Below are 16,155 nucleotides of genomic sequence, written 5' to 3' on the forward strand. Positions count from 1 at the left end.
GCGGGGGCCGCGCGGCAGGAGAGGGGCGCATCCCAATGAGCCGGGCCTGGACCGCCGTGGACTTCGAGACGGCCAACCCCGACCGCGGCAGCGTGTGCGCCGTGGGGCTGGTGCGGGTGGTCGACGGCGCCGTGGTGGAGCGCTACTCCACCCTGGTGCGCCCGCCCGAGCCGGTGCGGTTCTTCTCGCCCCGCCACACCGCCGTCCACGGCATCAGGGCCGCCGACGTCGCCCGCGCCCCGCAGTGGCCCGAGGTGCTGGAGCGCATCACGGCCCTGGCCGGCGACGACCCGCTGGTGGCCCACAACGCCGCGTTCGACGTGGGCGTGCTGCGGGCGGCCTGCGCCCACACCGGGCTGGCCCGCCCCGCCCTCTCCTACGCCTGCACGCTGGCACTGGCCCGCCGCGCCTGGGCTGAGCTGCCCGACCACCGGCTGCCGACGGTGTGCGGGCGCATCGGCTGGGACATGGCCGGGCGCCACCACCGCGCCGACGCCGACGCCGAGGCCGCCGCCCGCATCGTGCTGGCCGCCATGGAGGCCACCGCCGCCGCCTCGCTGGGGGCGCTGGCCGCGGCGCTGAACTGGCCGCTGCAGCGGCTGGCCGGAGGGCGCGACCCGCGCCCCGCCGCGCCCTCCGGCGGGAGCCGCGCCGGCGACCGGTTCGCCGCCTGGCAGGAGGCGTCGCGCGCCGAGCTGCCCGAGGCCGACCCCGGCGCCGACCCCTCCGGCCCCTTCTACGGCCGCACCGTGTGCATCAGCGGCGACCTCGACGGGATCCCCAAGCCCGACGCCTGGCGGCGCATCGCCGAGGCCGGCGGGCATCCGGCCAAGAACGTCACCCGCGCCACCGACGTGCTGGTGGTGGCTGACTCCACCGCCGGCGCCCCCACCGCCAAGCAGCGCCGCGCCGAGGACTACCGCGCCCGCGGCCAGGCCATCGAGATCATCGGCGAGCGCGAGTTCACCGCGCGCCTGGCCCTGGCCGGCGGCTGAGCCCGCACCGCACGCCCCGCGTCCCCGCCGGGGCCGGGCGTGCCGCCGGAGTTGCGTCCTCACCCCGCGCCCCCGCTCCCCAGCCGTCGGGCGGGGTGTTTGCGCGCCGTGGGCGCGGGGTAGAGCACAGGCGCCCCGCCCCCGCGCGCGACCGGGCCAATGCCGCTTTCGGGGCGTCTTTTCCATGCCTGCGAGGGGGCCACCGCCCCTGATTGGCCCTTGTTTCGGCCCTCTTCGCCCTCGCACCGGCGGTTCCCCGCGGCAGCGGCCGGGTGAGCACGGCGCGCCGGGCCGCCCGGCGGTCGCCCAGCCCCGAGGCCGTCACCAGGGCCAGACCCACCACGCCCAGGCCCGCGCCCAGCAGGCTGGGCGCGGCGAACCCGTGGCCGGCCGCGATCACCAGGCCGCCCAGCCACGCGCCGCTGGCGTTGGCGAAGTTGAGCGCGGAGTGGTTGAGGGCGGCCGCCAGGGAGGGGGCGTCCTGGGCCTTGTCCATCAGCCGCGTCTGCAGCGAGGGCACCAGGGCGCTGCTGGTGAACCCGAGCAGGAACACCATGGCCACCGCACCCACCGGCGAGGCCGCCAGCAGGTGCAGCAGGAGCAGCGCCAGCGTCATCGCGCCCATGGCCAGGTACATGGTGGGCATCAGCGCGCGGTCGGCCGCCCGGCCCCCGGCCAGGGTGCCGCAGGTCATCCCCACCCCGTAGAGGGCCAGCACGTAGGGCACCGCGCCCAGCGGCAGCCCGGCGACCTCGGTCATCATGGGCGAGATGTAGCTGTAGGAGGCGAACATGCCGCCGAAGCCCAGGGCGCCCACCGCCAGCGCCAGCCACACCTGGCCGCGCGCCAGCGCCCCGAACTCCGAGCGCATCGAGGCCCCGGGCGCGGGCCGCTGGTTGGGCACGAGCACGGCGATGGCCACCACGGTGAGCACGCCCACCCCGGCCACGAGGGCGAAGGCGGCGCGCCAGCCGAACTGCTGGGCGGCCATGGTGCCCAGCGGAACGCCCACGATGTTGGCCACGGTCAGCCCGGCGATCATCAGCGCCACCGCCTGGGAGCGCTTGTTGAAGGGCACCAGCGCGGCCGACAGCACCGCGCCGACCCCGAAGAAGGTGCCGTGGGGCAGGGCGGTGGCCACGCGGGCGGCCAGCAGCACCCCGAAGCTGGGCGCCAGCGCCGAGGCGAGGTTGCCCAGGGTGAACATCGCCGCCAGCCCGATGAGCAGGTGCTTGCGGTCCACCCGGGCGCTGAGGGGCGCCAGCAGGGGCGCGCCCACCACCACGCCCAGGGCGTAGCAGGAGATGACGTATCCGGCGGTGGGGATGGAGACCCCGAAGGCGTCGGCGACGTTGGGCAGAATACCCATCGCGACGAATTCCGTGGTTCCGATGGAGAAGGCGCCGACGGCCAGGGCGAGCAGGGCGATGGGCACGGCAGCCGTCCTCACTGGTGGTTGGTGCGGGTGCGTGGTCGCGCGGGGCCCGGCCGCGGCGGCGCCGGGGGCCGTGTCCGTGCGGGTCCGCCCGTCGACCGGGCGCACGGTGCCGGGGGCTGGGGACGGATAGGGTCGCTGATCCCATCATGGGACCCAAGGGCCCGCCCACCGGGCGGCGCTTCGTCCCCATCCTAACCAGGACGTTCTGTTCTGTACCGCTGTGCCGGTGTTCGCTCCGCCACGCCCGCGCCGGCGGGCCCGCCGGGTTGGCCCGGTCGGGCCCGGGGCATGGAACCGACCATGGTGAACGTCCTGAGCAGCCGCGTCCTGCTGCACCCCCGCGACCTCGCGGCCAGCCGCGCCTTCTACCGCGACGTGCTGGGCCTGGCGGTCTTCCGCGAGTTCGGCACCCCGCCCGACCACGGCACGGTGTTCTTCCTGGGCGGCGGCTTCCTGGAGGTCTCGGGCACCGGCGAGCCCGCCGCCGACCCCGCCGCGCTGCGGCTGTGGCTGCAGGTTCCCGACATCGCCCAGGCTTACGCCGAACTGGCGGAACGCGGCGCGCCCATTCTGCGCTCGCCCCGGCGCGAGCCCTGGGGGCTGGTCGAGATGTGGACGGCCGACCCGGACGGCGTGAAACTGTGCGTGGTGGAGGTCCCCGCCGACCACCCCATGCGCTATCGCCCCTGACACCCCGGCCGCGTCAGGCGCCGGTCGACCACCCTTAGCGCGCCCTTCACCGGCGCACCAGCCCCCGGCCGCGCACGCGCCCCACCATGGGGCGCATGCTCCTACGACCCCTCACCGCCCTGCTGCTGGCGGCCGGGCTGGCCGCCGCCTCCCTGGCCCCCGCCGCCGCCGACCACGACCGCCCCCGCCGCGACTTCGACCTCCAGGCCCACCGCGGCGGCCTGGGCCTGGTCGTGGAGAGCACCCTGCCCGCCTTCGCCAACGCCCTGGAACTGGGCGTGAGCACCCTCGAACTCGACGTCCAGATCACCCGCGACGGCGAGGCCGTGGTCACCCACGACCGCCGCATCAGCGACCGCAAGTGCCGCGACACCGCCCCCGCCACCCCCGGCGACCCCCAGTACCCCTACGTCGGCTCCTACATCAAGGACCTCACCCTGGCCCAGGTGCGCACCCTGGACTGCGGCTCCCAGACCCTGCCGGAGTACCCCGGCCAGCGGGCGGCCCCCGGCGAACCCATGCCGCTGCTGAGCGAGGTGTTCGACCTGGTGCACCGCTACCGCGCCTACGGGGTGGGCCTCAACATCGAGACCAAGGTCGAGGCGGGCGCCCCGCACGAGACCGCCCCGCGCGAGGAGTTCGTCCAGGTGGTGGTGGCCGAGATCCGCCGGGCGCGGCTGCTGCGCCAGGCCACCGTCCAGAGCTTCGACTGGGGCGCGCTGATGCGGGTGCGCGAGGTCGAGCCGCGGCTGCCCATCGTGGCGCTGACCAACCGCGACTTCCTGCAGACCGGGCAGCCCGGCGCCTCGCCGTGGCTGGGCGGCCTGGACATCGACGACTTCGGCGGCGACCCGGTGGCCGCGGTCGACTCCTTCGGCGCCGACGCCTTCTCCCCGGTCCACGGGTTCCCGCAGAACGGCACGGTGGGCGATCCCGACTACACGCCCTATGTGGACGCCGCCATGGTGGCCCGCGCCCACCGCCGCGGCATCGAGGTGGTGCCCTGGACCGTCAACGACCCCGCCACCATGCGCGCCGTGCTGGACACGGGGGTCGACGGGCTGATCACCGACTACCCCGACCGGCTGCGCACGGTGATGCAGGAGCGCGGCCTCAAGCCGCCCAAGCCCTACCGGCCGCGCGGCCGCCCCTGAACCGGGCGCGGGTGCCGCCGGGCGGCACCCGCGCCCGGCTAGCGGGGCCGCCCGCCCGCGGAGCCGGCCGGGGAGCCGGGCGCGGCGCGCGCGGCGCGGGCCCGCTGGTCGGCGGCCCCGCCCGCGCCCACCGCGCCCGCGCGGCGGTCGCGGGTGGCCTCCAGGCGGTCGTCCAGCCGGCGGATCTCGCGCGGCGCGAACGCGCCGATCACACCGGGCAGCGCGCCGCGCACCCCCTGCAGGGCGCGCAGCCACGGCTGGCCGTAGACGTGGGCGCGGCGCCGGGCGATCCCGGCCACGATGTTGTCCACGGCCGGCTCCAGGGGGAAGGTGCGGTTGAGCGGCCAGGGCAGCCGCGAGCGCATCTCGCGCAGTTCGGCGTCGGCGTCGGCCCCGCGCACCATGTCGGTGTCGGTCCAGGTCAGGTAGGCCACGCCCACGTCCACGCCCTTGTAGGCGACCTCGGGGCGCACGCAGTGGGCGAACGCCTCCACCCCCGACTTTCCGGCGCAGTAGGCGGCCATCAGCGGCGCCGGGGTGATCGCCGCGAGCGAGGCGATCTGCAGCAGGTAGCCCCGGCTCTCCAGCAGCGCGGGCAAGAACGCGCGGGCGGTGGCGATGCTGCCGAGGAGGTTGACCTCGATGACGCGGTCGAAGGAGGCGGCCTCGGTGTGGGCGAAGGGGCCGCCGGTGGCGATCCCGGCGTTGGCCACGACGATGTCGACGCGGCCGTGGCGCTCGGTGATGGCCGCGGCGGCCGCCTCCAGCGCGGCGGCGTCGGTGACGTCGGCCTGCCACCAGTCCGACTCGGCGCCGCAGTCCTTGGCGGTGGCGGCCAGTTCGTCGGGCTCCAGCCCCACCAGGGCGGTGCGTACGCCCTGGTCGGCCAGGCGGCGCGCCAGCAGCGCGCCCACACCGCGGGCGGCTCCGGTGATCACGGCGGTGCGGCCGGCCAGGCCCGGGTAGCGGCGGCGGGTCATGCGGTCTCCTCCCGATGGGCGACGGGTGTGCGCAGGTGGGCGGCCGCGAGGTCGGCCAGCGCGCCGGCCACGGTCTCCGGTGCCTCCAACGGTGTCATATGGCCGGCGCCGGTGACCTCGATAAAGCGTTCGCAGTTGGGGAGCAGGCCGCGGATGTGGCGGGCCTGGGCGATGGGGGTGAGGCGGTCGCGGGTGCCGGCGACCACCACCGAGGGCATGTCCAGGTGGGCCAGCCCCCGGTCCAGTTCCAGGTGCGCCAGGACCTTCCCCCAGCGTCCGCGCGCCACGGGCGCGCAGGCGTGGACGATGCGCGCGCAGTAGTCGACCATCGCGGGGTCGGCGTCGGGGGCCATGGTGACGTAGTGCAGCGCGGCGCGGGTGAGCGGGGTCAGCGGTCCCAGGGGCAGCATGGAGCCCAGCAGCAGCCGGTGGGCGGCCGCGCCGAGCCGGGGGAAGCGGGCGGCGCCGGGCAGCACGCGCGAGGACGCGGGCAGGGCGGTGCTGCCCGTGCTGGCCAGCAGGACCGCCGCGGCGCGGCGGGCGAACCGGGGCCGGTCGGCGGCGGCCATGATGGTCATGGCGCCCATGCTGTGGCCGCCCACCACCGCTCGCTCCTCGGGGCCCAGTACGGCCTCCAAGACGGCGCACAGGTCGTCGGCGAGCGCGGCGACGCTGTAGCCGTGGCGGCGGGGGTGGGAGCTGGCGCCGTGGCCGCGCTGGTCGTAGCAGACGACGCGGTGGTCGGTGCCCAGGTGCTCGGCCACGGGCCGCCAGAAGTGGGTGGAGCAGGTCCAGCCGTGGCTGAGGACGATCGCGGGGGCGTCGTCGGGCCCGTGGACCTCGACGTTGATCCGGGTGCCGTCGGGGGAGAGGACGGTGGTGCGGCGGGGGGCGGCGGTCATCTCGCCTCCCGCAGGCGGGTTCGGGGATCGCTGGAGGAAGGGTGGAGGGTGCGCATGGGGGCCTCGACTCGCTCGGAGGTTACCGGTGAGTTCGGTGGTGGTGCCCGAGCGTAGACCATGACAATGATCATTGGAAGAGTCAGATCACGTCGGGGCCGCTCCGCCCCGCGCCCCGGCCCTGCCCGGCCCCGCCCTAGGATCGAGGCCCAGGCGCGTCCGGGCGCGCCACGAGCGGAAAGGCGGCGGCGCGTGGACGAGGGAGCGGGCCTGGCCCACATCCTGGCGGAGGTGCCGCTGTACGCCCCCGCCGACGAGCCGCGCCGGGGGCGCGTCAGCTCCACCACCCTGGAGCCGGGCGGAGGGCGGCTGCTCAAGGCCGTGGTCGACTTCGGCTCCACCCCCGAGGGCGCCGACCTCGGCCCCAACCTGGAGGTGGCCACGCGGCTGTGGGAGCGCGCCGAGCCGCCCGGCGAGCGGGACCTGCGCGCCTTCTGCGCCGAGCGCGACCTGATGGAGCGCCGCGCCCGCGACCCCCTGGGCGCGCGGTCCTTCGCGCTGCCCGAGGACGCCCGCTGGTCGCGCCAGGTGCTGGTGGTGGACGGCCGCGAGTGCCCCGCCACCGTGCTCACCACCGCCGGCTCCTGGGTGGCGGCGGCGGAGACGGGGCGCGGCGTCCTGGTGCGGGTGTTCACACCCGCGCCCGGGCCCGGGCCGCGCGTGCTGCGCCGCCTCACCGACCCCGCCGAACTGGAGCCGCTGCGCGGGCGCGGCTGAGTCCGCGCCCGCGCAGCGGCTAGCGGCAGTCCGCGCCGATCCCCGAGCAGCCGCGCGGGGTCAGCAGCCGGCGCGGCCCCGGGCCGTCCTGGGCGAGCTGGTCGTAGGGGTTGGACAGCGCGCAGCGCTCCAGCGACAGGCAGCCGCAGCCGATGCAGTCGGTGAGGTTGTCGCGCAGCCGCTCCAGCTGCAGGATGCGGTCCTGCAGTTCGTCGCGCCAGCGCTCCGACAGCCGCGCCCAGTCCTCGCGGGTGGGCGTGCGGTTGTCGGGCAGGCACTCCAGCGCCTCGCGGATCTCGCTGAGCGGGATCCCCACGCGCTGGGCGGTGCGGATGAACGCCACCCGCCGCAGGGTGTCGCGGCGGTAGCGGCGCTGGTTCCCGGCCGTGCGGCGGCTGGTGATCAGGCCCTTGCGCTCGTAGAAGTGCAGCGCCGAGACGGCCACGCCGCTGCGCTCGGCGACCTGGCCCACGGTCAGCTCCTTGGACTTCCACGACGCCTGGGTGGCGGTGGGCATCGCGCATCCCTCCCCATCGACCTCAACGAACATTGAGGTTAACCCACGGAGGGCGGCCGGGGCGCCGCGCCCCCGGGGTCGGTCCCCGCCCGCACGGCGGGCGGGGACCGACCCCGGGGACCGGGCGAAACCGGCACTCCGGGCAGTGCGGCGACTTCGCCGCCAATTCCCGAAACCAGCCCACGGCAGCCGGAAAGCGCGAAAAACCGCAAGGTGCTGTTTTCGGTGCTTTCCTGCCGCCTTTAGGGAGAGTGCGGTATTTGGGAGAGGGCGCGCTCGATGAGTTCGGCGGAGCGGGAGGGGTCGAGCGCCTTTACCGTGAGGTCGTCGAAAAGCAGGTCGTAGGACTCCAGTTCCTCGGGCTCCTCCAGGTACACCGCGCCGGTGCGGTACTCCACGTAGGCGAGGTCGCGGTCGCGCGGGTCGGGGAAGCGCAGCATGACGAAGGCGCCGTCGGTGCCGGCGTGGGCCCCGGCCGCGAACGGTAAGACCTGCAGCGTCACGTTGGCCAGGCCGGCCGCCCGCAGCAGGTGGCGCAACTGGTCGCGCATGACCTCGTCGCCGCCCACGCTGCGGTACAGGGCGCCCTCGCCCATGATCGCGCGCAGCCGCACGGGGTCCTCCTCCCACACCCGGTGCTGGCGGCGCTGGCGCACGTCCACCCGGCGGAACACCGCCTCCTCGGGGCGCGGCGCGGGCTCGCTCTCGATCAGCGCGCGGCTGTAGGCGGGGGTCTGGAGCAGGTCGGGGACCTGCTCGACCTCGTAGACGCACATCTGCGACGCCTCGGCCTCCAGGCCCACGTAGACGCTGAACCACGAGGGCATGTCCTTGGAGTAGCGCTGCCACCACCCCCGCCGCCGGGCGGATCGGGCCAGGTCGATGAAGTAGCCGCGGTCCTCCTGGGGCACCTCGTAGAGTTCGAGCAGCATCGCCACCGTCCCGACCTCGGCCCGCACCTCGGCGTTCTCCAGGCGGGTGATGGTGACCGGGTTCTTGCCGACGTACTGCCCCACGCGCTCGCGCGGGATGCCCGCCGCGCGGCGGCGCTCGCGGAGGAATCGTGCCAGGCTCCGGCGCGCGGCGGTGGGGCTGTTGCGTGGCACGGGGCACCTCCGAAACACAGCGAAATGAGGGGACGAAAGGGTATTCGCACTTGTGCTTTTCCAACGGGTTCTTTAATACAGCTTGCACGCCAAACACGCGTGAGTGATATTGGAAGCGTAGTGAGGCGCCGCCGGGCCAGGATGCAAAACCGGACATGCGGCGCCCACGCGAAAGTGCGCTGACCGGGTGGGGGAGCGCCCGGCCGCAGCCGCTTCCACTCACCTTGCGGGATTCGGGGAGTCGACTCGTGCACCACATCACCGCCAGCCCTGACCCGACCTGTCCGGGCGCCCGGCGGCGCGACCCCGACCACCAGCTCACCTTCGCCGGCCAGCCCGCCAGCGTGGGCGTCATGCGCGACTGGGTGGCCCAGCACCTGCGCCGGGGGCCCCACGCCTATCCGCCCGAACTGATCGACGACCTGCTGGTGTGCGCCAGCGAGATCGGCACCAACGCGGTGCGCCACTCCCGGTCGGGCCTGCCCGGCGGCGTGTTCACCGCCTCCCTGTGGCAGTCGCCCGGCGCGGTGTGCCTGGAGGTCCGCGACATGGGCCCGCGACCGGGGCGCCCCAGCGCGCCGCGCATCAACGGCACGGCCCTGGACGACCCCGTCGCCGAGACCGGCCGGGGACTGAGCTTCGTGTTCGCCCTGTGCGGCGGCAACTGCGGCTCCACCGCGCCGCCCCACCCCCGGGGCCACACCGTCTGGTGCGAACTGGAGGTCGGCACCGACACCTCCTAGCCGCCCGCGCCCATCCGCCGGCGCGGCCCCGTTCGAGCGGGCGCCGCGCGGGTAGGCGGACAGGCACACCACCCGGCGCGCCCGGCGGCCCCCGCCGCCCCCACCCCCCGCCCGCCCCCGCGCCGGCCGCAGACCCGCCGATCCGACAAGCCGAACAGGGGGCAGGACATGATCACCAGGATGGGCGTGGCCGGCGTCTACGTGCTGGACCACGACGAGGCCAAGCGGTTCTTCATCGACAAGCTGGGCTTCGCGGAGCGCTTCGACCTGAAGATGGACAACGGCATGCGCTGGCTGACCGTGGGCCCGCCGGCCGATCCCTACTTCCAGCTCAGCCTCACCGTGCCCGGCCCGCCGATGCACGACGCCGAGACCGCCGCCGCCATCCGCGCCCTGCTGGCCAAGGGCGCGCTCAGCGGGGGCGCCTGGAACACCGACGACTGCCGCGCCACCTATGCCGAGTACACCGCGCGGGGCGTGGAGTTCGTCCAGGAGCCCCACGAGGTGCCCTACGGCGTCGAGGCCGTCTTCCGCGACCCCTGGGGCAACTGGTACAGCCTCAACGAGGTCCCGGCCTCCGCCTTCGACACCGAGGAGATGTCGCGCCACTACGAACGCGGCGACTCCGCCTGAGCCGGCCCGCCCGGGCGCGCGGCGGCGTACCGCGCGGCGCCGCGCGCCAGCTCCCGCACGTGGCCGGGCGCTCGGGGGGCGCGCTCCAGCCGCAGCAGGGCCACGCGCAGCCGCCGGCGGTTGCGCGCCGACTCCACCCCCGCGGCCGCCGCCGGGATCCGCGCCAGCACCGCGGCGCACTCGGGCCAGGCCCCGGCCGCGGCGGCCGCGCCCACCGCCGAGACCCGGTGGAAAAGCGCGCCGCGCGCCCCGTTGGGCTGGGCCTCGACCAGGGCGACCGCGTCCAGCAGCGCCTCCAGGGCCGCGCCCGGGCGCCCCAGCGCCAGCAGCGCCAGGCCGCGGTGGCCCAGCACCTCGCCCTCGTCCACCCACCACGTCCACGCGGGGTCGCGGGCGGTGCGGGAGTCCTCCAGCGCCGCCCGGGCCCGGCCCAGCGCCGCCAGGGCCGCCCCGGCGGCGCCGCCGCGCGCCAGCGCGCGGGCCAGCCGCACGCGCGCGAGCAGGGCGGTGCGCCCCGACAGGCCGGGCCGCTCCAGCAGTTCGGCGGCCGCGGCGCGGGCCGTGCCGGTGCGTCCGGCCTCCAGCTCCTGCAGGGCCAGGTTGGTGAGCGCGAAGGCGTCCATGGCGGTGTCGCCGGCCTCGGCCGCCAGCGCGTGGGCCTCGCGCGTGGCGCGGCGGGCCCCCGGGTGGCCGGCGTCGAACAGCACCCACCCGGCGACCTCGGCCGCCTCGGCCCGAGCGGCGGCCAAATCGCGCTCCAGGCGGGCCGGAGCCGGCGGATGGGGGCGGCGCGCCGCCCGCCACAGCGCCAGGGCCGCGTCCGCGGCGGCGTCGCCGCCGCGGGCGGTGTCGTGGGCCACCAGCAGCCGGGAGCGGGCGCGCAGCCGCTCGGCGCGTCGGCGTGCCGACGCGGTCACGCTCAGCCCCGGCGGGCGGGCCGGTGCTCGCCCGCGTCGTAGGCGCGGCGGGCGTCCTCGACCCGGCCCAGGTTGTCGGCGGCCCAGTGGGCCAGATCGGCGAACAGCGGCGCCAGGCTGCGCCCCAGGTCGCTGATCTCGTACTCCACCCGCGGGGGGACCTCGGGGTGGTAGGTGCGCACGAGCAGGCCGTCGCGCTCCAGTTGGCGCAGCCGCTGAGTGAGCACCTTGGGCGTGACGGCGGGGATGCGGCGGTGCAGCTCCACGAAGCGCTGCCGCCCGAAGCGGTGCAGGCACCACAGGATGGGCGTGGTCCAGCGGCTGAAGACGATGTCGACCACGGGCGCGATCGGGCAGGCCGCCGCGGGGTCGTCGGAGGCGGCGGGCCGCCGCATGGTGGTCTCGGTCACAACAGGCCCCTTTTCCCATTACTTTCCTCTAGGAACCTACTATCCGGCCGAGAGTAGCCTCCTGGCGACACCCGCGGAACGGCCGCGGGCGACGACGAGGAGTCGGACATGATCGTGGTGACCGGGGCGACGGGCAACGTGGGACGGCCGCTGGTGCGGGCGCTGGCCGCGGCCGGCGAGCAGGTGACGGCGGTGGCGCGCGGTTTCGAGGGCCACCGCCTGCCGCCCGGCGTGGCGGCGCTGCGCGCCGACCTCACCGATCCCGCCGCGTCCGAGGCGCTCGCGCCCGCGCTGGAGGGGGCCAAGGCGCTGTTCCTGCTGACGGCCGCCTCGGTGCTGCCGCTGGGCGGCGGCGCGGTGGAGGGCCTCCTGGCGGCCGCCCGCGCCGCCGGGGTGGGCCGGGTGGTGCTGCTGTCCTCCCAGGGCGTGGGCACCGGGCGCCACCCCTCCGACATCGAGGACGCCGTGCGCGCGGGCGGGCTGGACTGGACGGTGCTGCGGCCGGGCGGATTCCACTCCAACGCCGGGCAGTGGGCCCCGGCGGTGCGCGAGCAGCGGACGGTGGCCGCGCCCTTCGGCGACGTCGCCCTGCCCACCGTGGACCCCGCCGACATCGCCGCCATGGCGGCCGCGGCGCTGACCGGCGACGGCCACGGCGGCGCGACCTACGTGCTCACCGGCCCCGAGCCCGTCTCGCCGCGCGCCCAGGCCCAGGCGATCGGTGCGGCGCTGGGCGAGCGGGTGCGCTTCGTGGAACTGAGCCGGGAGCAGGCGCGCGAGCGGATGCTGGCGTTCATGCCCGCGCCCGTGGTGGAGGCCACCCTGGCGGTCCTGGGCGAGCCCACGGCCGAGGAGGTGCGGGTCAGCCCCGACGTGGAGCGCGTGCTGGGCCGGGCGCCGCGCACGTTCGCCGCGTGGGCCGAGGACAACGCCGCCCTGTTCCGCTGAGACGGCCCCGGCCCGGTGCCCGGCGGCTCCAGGCCTGCTGTTCCAGGACAGAAGCGCGGCACCGAGGCCGAGTACCGCCGCCACCTCCATGAGTCCCCTATCGACCAGCGCGCGTTCCCCTCCTGCGGGGTCCGCCGATCAGGACCTGCTGGTGGCCGCGCAGGCCCGCGCACCTGGTCGCGGCCACCACGACCCACCCGGCGGCGTCCGCGGCGTGGCTGGTCGAGCGGTACCGCGCCGTCGCCCGGGACACCGCGGTCCCCACCGCCGGGACCGAGGCAAGGGGACCGGCCTGCGGTGCCGGCGGTGCGGGGCGCCCGCGCCCTAAGCGCCCGGCGCGGCGTGGGCCCCCGCCGGAGCCGCGCTCGCCCAGGTGCCGGCGGGGATGGTGAAGTAGGACGGCCACTCCTCGCGGCGGTCGTCGGCGTCCAGGCGCACCAGGTAGAGGTAGGTGCCGTCGCCGCGCGGGGTGGCGTCGAGCACGTCGGCGGTGCCGCGGGCCATGGCGCCGCGGTCGGTCTCGCCGACGTCGTGGACGCGGGTGTGCGCGGGGTAGGGGTGGGCGGGCAGCGGGTCGCGCATGGGGGACGCCTCCGGGCGGGCGGGTTTGGGGATGCGCCGGTGCCCGCGCGGGCACCGGGCCGGTGCGGGGGCGCTACCCCGATGCCCGAGCGCAAACCCGGGCCGCGCGCCGCCCCGGTGCGGCCCGCGCGGTGCGGGGGCGGTGACCTGCGCGAACGCCAAGAGGCAGCGGTGCGGGAGTGAGGCGGGACACACGCCCGCGCGCGCGGGGATGCCGCCTCAGACGGGGACCGTGCCGCGGGCGGGGGCGGCGAAGGTCAGCGCCTCGGGCAGGGCGGCGAAGGCGGCGCGCAGGCGCTCGGCGAGCGTGTCGCGGGTGTGGCCGCCGGCCTGGGCGGTCCAGGAGGCGAGCGCGTGGTGCCAGGCCGCCACCGCCAGGTCGACGGCGAGGCGGGGCCGTGGGTCGGCGGGGTCGAGGTCGAGCCGGCGGTGCAGGTCGGCGACGATCCGGGTGCCGGTGCGGTGGCAGAAGTGCAGGCCGTGGGCGTCCATGGACGGGGTGGACTCCGCGAGCCGGCGGCTGAGCAGGACGCGCCGCTCCCAGCCGTCGTCGGGCATGGCCGCCAGCGACTCCACCAGGACGGCCTCCAGTTCGGCCGCGAGGGGGCGCCCGGCGAGGTCGCGGTCGGCCAGGCGGTCGGCGGCAAGGAGCCAGAGGTCGTGGAGGGGCGCCATGGCGACGTCCTCCTTGCTGGCGAAGGTGCGGAAGAAGGTCCGCTTGGAGACCTCTACCGCCTCGCACAGCTGGTCGAGGGTGGTTGCGTCGAAGCCCTGCTCGGTGAACAGGCGCAGCGCGGTGTCCACGAGTTCGCGCCGGGTGCGCAGCTTCTTGCGCTCGCGCAGCGGCAGGGCGGCGGGCGGGTGCGCGGAGGTCACACGGGCGAGTGTATCCGGACCGCGTTCGCCCCTTGTAGGTTTATGCCACTTAGTGGCAAAGTCGCCCGGGTGCCATTCATGCCCTGGGCGGCCCCGCCCGCGCACCGAGGAAGAGGGAACGCCATGCGCGCACTGCTCGTCGACCGCTCCGCCCCTGACGGCCTGCGGCCGGGCCAGGCGCCCGACCCCGAGCCGGCCCCCCACCAGGCCCTGGTCCGGGTGGCGGCGACGTCGCTGAACTACGGAGAGGTGAGCGCCGGGCTCGCCGGCGCCCCCGACGGCCGGGTCCTGGGCTGGGACGCCGCCGGGGTGGTCGAGCGCGCCGCCGCCGACGGCTCCGGCCCCGCCGCCGGCACCCCCGTGGTGGCCCTGGGGCCGGACGGGGGGTGGGCCGAGCTGCGCGCGGTCGACACCCGGCTCCTCGGCACCGTGCCCGCGGGCGCCGACCTCGGCGCGGTCTCCACCGTCCCCGTCGCCGCGACCAGCGCGCTGCGCGCCCTGCGCCGGATCGGTCCGCTGCTGGGCGCCCGCGTGCTCGTCACCGGTGCCACCGGCGGCGCGGGGCGCTACGCGGTGCAGCTCGCCCGCCGGGCCGGCTCGCACGTGGTGGCCTCCACCGGCGACCCCGGCGCGCACGGAGCGGGGCTGCGCGCCCTGGGCGCCCACGAGGTGGTGCGGGGTCCGGGCGCCTGCGGCGGGCTGGTCGACGGCGTCATCGACATGGTCGGCGGACCGCAGCTGGTCGCGGCGTTCGAGCGTCTGGCGGCGGGCGGCACGCTGGTGTCGGTGGGCCACAGCAGCGGCGAACCCGAGGTGTTCCCCTACGGTGCGCTGCTGGCCACCGACGGCCGCCACGACCGCGCGATCACCACGTTCTACCTGCTGGCCGACTCCGGGCTCGGGCCCGACCTGACGTGGCTGGCCCACCAGGTCGCCGCCGGCGAACTGGACCCCCAGATCGCCTGGCGGGGCGGCTGGGAGCGCGCGGGCGAGGCGGTGCGGGCCCTGGTCGAGCGCCGCCTGCACGGCAAGGCGGTGCTCGACCTGTCCTGACCCCCGCGCGGCCCCCACCGAGGGGCCGGGGCCGCCGCGCGAGAACGCCGCGCGCCGCATCGGCGGGCCTGCCGTGGGTAGGGTGACCTGCGCATCGGCCTCCGGGCGTCCCGCTGCCGGCCTCTGGCCGGCGGACGCGGGGCGCCCCCGTCTGGACGTCGGGGTACCCGCCATGGTCTCGATCGAGGACTCCGCCCGCATGCTGCACACCCTGCTGAGGAGCAGCCACCTGTGCTCGTTCGAGGAGCTTCCGGAGCTGATCGCCGGCGCGGCCTCGGAGGCCGGGCTGGCCGACGCCCGCATCCTGCTCGTCGACATGCAGGAGGAGGTGCTGTGCGAGGCCACCGGGCGGGGGCGTGACGCCGGGGAGGGCGGCCAGGAGCTGAGGATCGACTCCACCCTGCCCGGCCGCGTGTTCCGCAGCGCCCAGGCGCACTCGGGCCCCGGCGACGGGCGCTTCCAGCACTGGCTGCCGATCCTGGACGGCACCGAGCGCCTCGGGGTCCTGCACCTGTCCACCGAGCACGAGGCCGACGCGCTCACCTGGACGGCCATGGCCGACCTGGCGTCGCTGACGGGCATGCTCGTGGTGTCCAAGCGCCCGCACAGCGACTCCTTCGCGCGACTGACCCGCATCCGCTCGATGTCGGTCTCCGCCGAGATGCAGTGGACCCTCATGCCGCCCCGGGTGTTCGCCAACCGGCGCGTCACCGTCGCGGCGGCGATGGAGCCCGCCTACGCCACGGCCGGCGACGCCTACGACTACGCCCTGTCCGGTGACACCGTGCACCTCGCCCTTTTCGACGCCATGGGCCACGACACCTCGGCCGGCCTGACCGCCAACCTCGCCCTGGCCTCCTGCCGCAGGCAGCGGCGCGCGGGAAGCGGCCTGGCCGGAATCCGCGACGCGATCGAGGCGACCCTGCTCGACCAGTTCGACGGATCCCGCTACGCCACGGCCGTGTTCGCCGACCTCGACCTCGCCACCGGGCGGCTGACCTGGATGAGCTGCGGCCATCCGCCGCCCATCCTCATCCGCGGCGGGCGCTGGATCGCCGGCCTGTACTGCACCCCCACCCATCCCCTGGGCACCGACCTGGGGCTTGCCGCCGAGGTGTGCCGCGAGCAGTTGGAACCGGGGGACCGGCTGCTGCTCTACACCGACGGCATCACCGAGGCGCGCGACGCCCGGGGCCGCGAGTTCGGCCGCGACCACTTCGTCAACTTCGTCATCCGCCACCAGGCCGACGGGCTGGCCGCCCCCGAGACCCTGCGCCGCCTCGTGGCCGCCGTGCTCCGCCACCACGACGGCCGGCTCAACGACGACGCCACCGTGCTGATGTGCGAGTGGCACGGCGACCCCGGCGCCACCCCCGGGGCACCGGTCCAGTACGGGGGCGGGCCCGGCCAGGACACCACCGGGCGCGCCTGAGCGGG

The 16,155-nt window shown here is 76.4% G+C and carries 18 protein-coding genes; 9 read left to right on the forward strand and 9 right to left on the reverse strand.

What is annotated here, in order from left to right; translation table 11 throughout:
* The first annotated feature begins 35 nt into the window (after nucleotides 1–35).
* Nucleotides 36–995: an exonuclease domain-containing protein gene (locus HNR12_RS02385; protein WP_179765904.1), complete on the forward strand. Its 960-nt coding sequence runs from the start codon at nucleotides 36–38 to the stop codon at nucleotides 993–995.
* Here HNR12_RS02385 and HNR12_RS02390 read toward each other — a convergent pair.
* Entirely contained in the window at nucleotides 964–2,445 is a 1,482-nt protein-coding gene (locus tag HNR12_RS02390) for an MFS transporter (RefSeq protein WP_338119707.1), read from the reverse strand. The two genes, HNR12_RS02385 and HNR12_RS02390, sit on opposite strands and share 32 nt — an antisense overlap.
* A 288-nt stretch (nucleotides 2,446–2,733) precedes the next feature.
* Here HNR12_RS02390 and HNR12_RS02395 point away from each other — a divergent pair, with 288 nt between their 5' ends.
* Nucleotides 2,734–3,123: a VOC family protein gene (locus HNR12_RS02395; RefSeq protein ID WP_179765905.1), complete on the forward strand. Its 390-nt coding sequence runs from the start codon at nucleotides 2,734–2,736 to the stop codon at nucleotides 3,121–3,123.
* A gap of 95 nt (nucleotides 3,124–3,218) precedes the next feature.
* Nucleotides 3,219–4,277 (forward strand): glycerophosphodiester phosphodiesterase family protein, encoded by a 1,059-nt coding sequence (locus HNR12_RS02400; protein ID WP_179765906.1) that lies wholly within the window; start codon nucleotides 3,219–3,221, stop codon nucleotides 4,275–4,277.
* A gap of 38 nt (nucleotides 4,278–4,315) precedes the next feature.
* On the opposite strand, the gene HNR12_RS02405 is transcribed toward HNR12_RS02400, so the two are convergent.
* Complete coding sequence (locus HNR12_RS02405) at nucleotides 4,316–5,257, reverse strand: SDR family oxidoreductase (RefSeq protein WP_179765907.1); 942 nt, start codon at nucleotides 5,255–5,257, stop codon at nucleotides 4,316–4,318.
* Complete coding sequence (locus HNR12_RS02410) at nucleotides 5,254–6,159, reverse strand: alpha/beta fold hydrolase (protein ID WP_179765908.1); 906 nt, start codon at nucleotides 6,157–6,159, stop codon at nucleotides 5,254–5,256. The genes HNR12_RS02405 and HNR12_RS02410 overlap by 4 nt, the downstream gene beginning before the upstream one ends.
* 249 nt (nucleotides 6,160–6,408) lie before the next feature.
* On the opposite strand from HNR12_RS02410, the gene HNR12_RS02415 reads away from it, so the two are divergent.
* Complete coding sequence (locus tag HNR12_RS02415) at nucleotides 6,409–6,933, forward strand: hypothetical protein (protein ID WP_179765909.1); 525 nt, start codon at nucleotides 6,409–6,411, stop codon at nucleotides 6,931–6,933.
* 19 nt (nucleotides 6,934–6,952) lie between these two features.
* Here the strand turns inward: HNR12_RS02415 and soxR are convergent, their stop codons facing one another.
* Together soxR and HNR12_RS02425 are read right to left on the reverse strand one after the other, a co-directional pair.
* Nucleotides 6,953–7,450: a redox-sensitive transcriptional activator SoxR gene (gene soxR, locus HNR12_RS02420; RefSeq protein WP_179765910.1), complete on the reverse strand. Its 498-nt coding sequence runs from the start codon at nucleotides 7,448–7,450 to the stop codon at nucleotides 6,953–6,955.
* 242 nt (nucleotides 7,451–7,692) lie between these two features.
* Nucleotides 7,693–8,556 (reverse strand): helix-turn-helix domain-containing protein, encoded by an 864-nt coding sequence (locus HNR12_RS02425; RefSeq protein WP_179765911.1) that lies wholly within the window; start codon nucleotides 8,554–8,556, stop codon nucleotides 7,693–7,695.
* 248 nt (nucleotides 8,557–8,804) lie between these two features.
* Here HNR12_RS02425 and HNR12_RS02430 point away from each other — a divergent pair, with 248 nt between their 5' ends.
* Entirely contained in the window at nucleotides 8,805–9,299 is a 495-nt protein-coding gene (locus HNR12_RS02430) for an ATP-binding protein (RefSeq protein ID WP_308118962.1), read from the forward strand.
* A 168-nt stretch (nucleotides 9,300–9,467) separates the two neighbouring features.
* Nucleotides 9,468–9,932, forward strand: coding sequence for a VOC family protein (locus HNR12_RS02435; protein ID WP_179765913.1), 465 nt, complete (start codon nucleotides 9,468–9,470; stop codon nucleotides 9,930–9,932).
* On the opposite strand, the gene HNR12_RS02440 is transcribed toward HNR12_RS02435, so the two are convergent.
* Together HNR12_RS02440 and HNR12_RS02445 are read right to left on the reverse strand one after the other, a co-directional pair.
* Complete coding sequence (locus tag HNR12_RS02440) at nucleotides 9,908–10,849, reverse strand: hypothetical protein (RefSeq protein ID WP_179765914.1); 942 nt, start codon at nucleotides 10,847–10,849, stop codon at nucleotides 9,908–9,910. The genes HNR12_RS02435 and HNR12_RS02440 overlap by 25 nt on opposite strands.
* A 2-nt stretch (nucleotides 10,850–10,851) precedes the next feature.
* Nucleotides 10,852–11,259, reverse strand: a complete 408-nt coding sequence (locus HNR12_RS02445) for a winged helix-turn-helix transcriptional regulator (protein ID WP_308118640.1) — start codon at nucleotides 11,257–11,259, stop codon at nucleotides 10,852–10,854.
* 108 nt (nucleotides 11,260–11,367) lie between these two features.
* On the opposite strand from HNR12_RS02445, the gene HNR12_RS02450 reads away from it, so the two are divergent.
* Nucleotides 11,368–12,207, forward strand: a complete 840-nt coding sequence (locus HNR12_RS02450) for an NAD(P)H-binding protein (RefSeq protein ID WP_179765915.1) — start codon at nucleotides 11,368–11,370, stop codon at nucleotides 12,205–12,207.
* A gap of 324 nt (nucleotides 12,208–12,531) precedes the next feature.
* Here HNR12_RS02450 and HNR12_RS02455 read toward each other — a convergent pair whose 3' ends face one another.
* A complete protein-coding gene (locus HNR12_RS02455) occupies nucleotides 12,532–12,789 on the reverse strand; it encodes a hypothetical protein (RefSeq protein WP_179765916.1) in 258 nt (85 codons plus the stop codon).
* A 219-nt stretch (nucleotides 12,790–13,008) separates the two neighbouring features.
* Nucleotides 13,009–13,665 carry a TetR family transcriptional regulator gene (locus HNR12_RS02460; protein WP_179765917.1) on the reverse strand — a complete coding sequence of 219 codons (657 nt, stop codon included), beginning with the start codon at nucleotides 13,663–13,665 and terminating at the stop codon, nucleotides 13,009–13,011.
* A 123-nt stretch (nucleotides 13,666–13,788) separates the two neighbouring features.
* Here HNR12_RS02460 and HNR12_RS02465 point away from each other — a divergent pair, with 123 nt between their 5' ends.
* Both HNR12_RS02465 and HNR12_RS02470 read left to right on the forward strand, forming a co-directional pair.
* On the forward strand, nucleotides 13,789–14,718 hold the full coding sequence (locus tag HNR12_RS02465; RefSeq protein WP_179765918.1) for a zinc-binding dehydrogenase: 930 nt from the start codon (nucleotides 13,789–13,791) through the stop codon (nucleotides 14,716–14,718).
* Nucleotides 14,719–14,890: 172 nt separating this feature from the next.
* Nucleotides 14,891–16,150 (forward strand): PP2C family protein-serine/threonine phosphatase, encoded by a 1,260-nt coding sequence (locus HNR12_RS02470; RefSeq protein WP_217782765.1) that lies wholly within the window; start codon nucleotides 14,891–14,893, stop codon nucleotides 16,148–16,150.
* Nucleotides 16,151–16,155 lie beyond the last annotated feature (5 nt).

It is taken from the genome of Streptomonospora nanhaiensis (genome assembly GCF_013410565.1).
Classification (GTDB): Bacteria; Actinomycetota; Actinomycetes; order Streptosporangiales; family Streptosporangiaceae; genus Streptomonospora; species Streptomonospora nanhaiensis.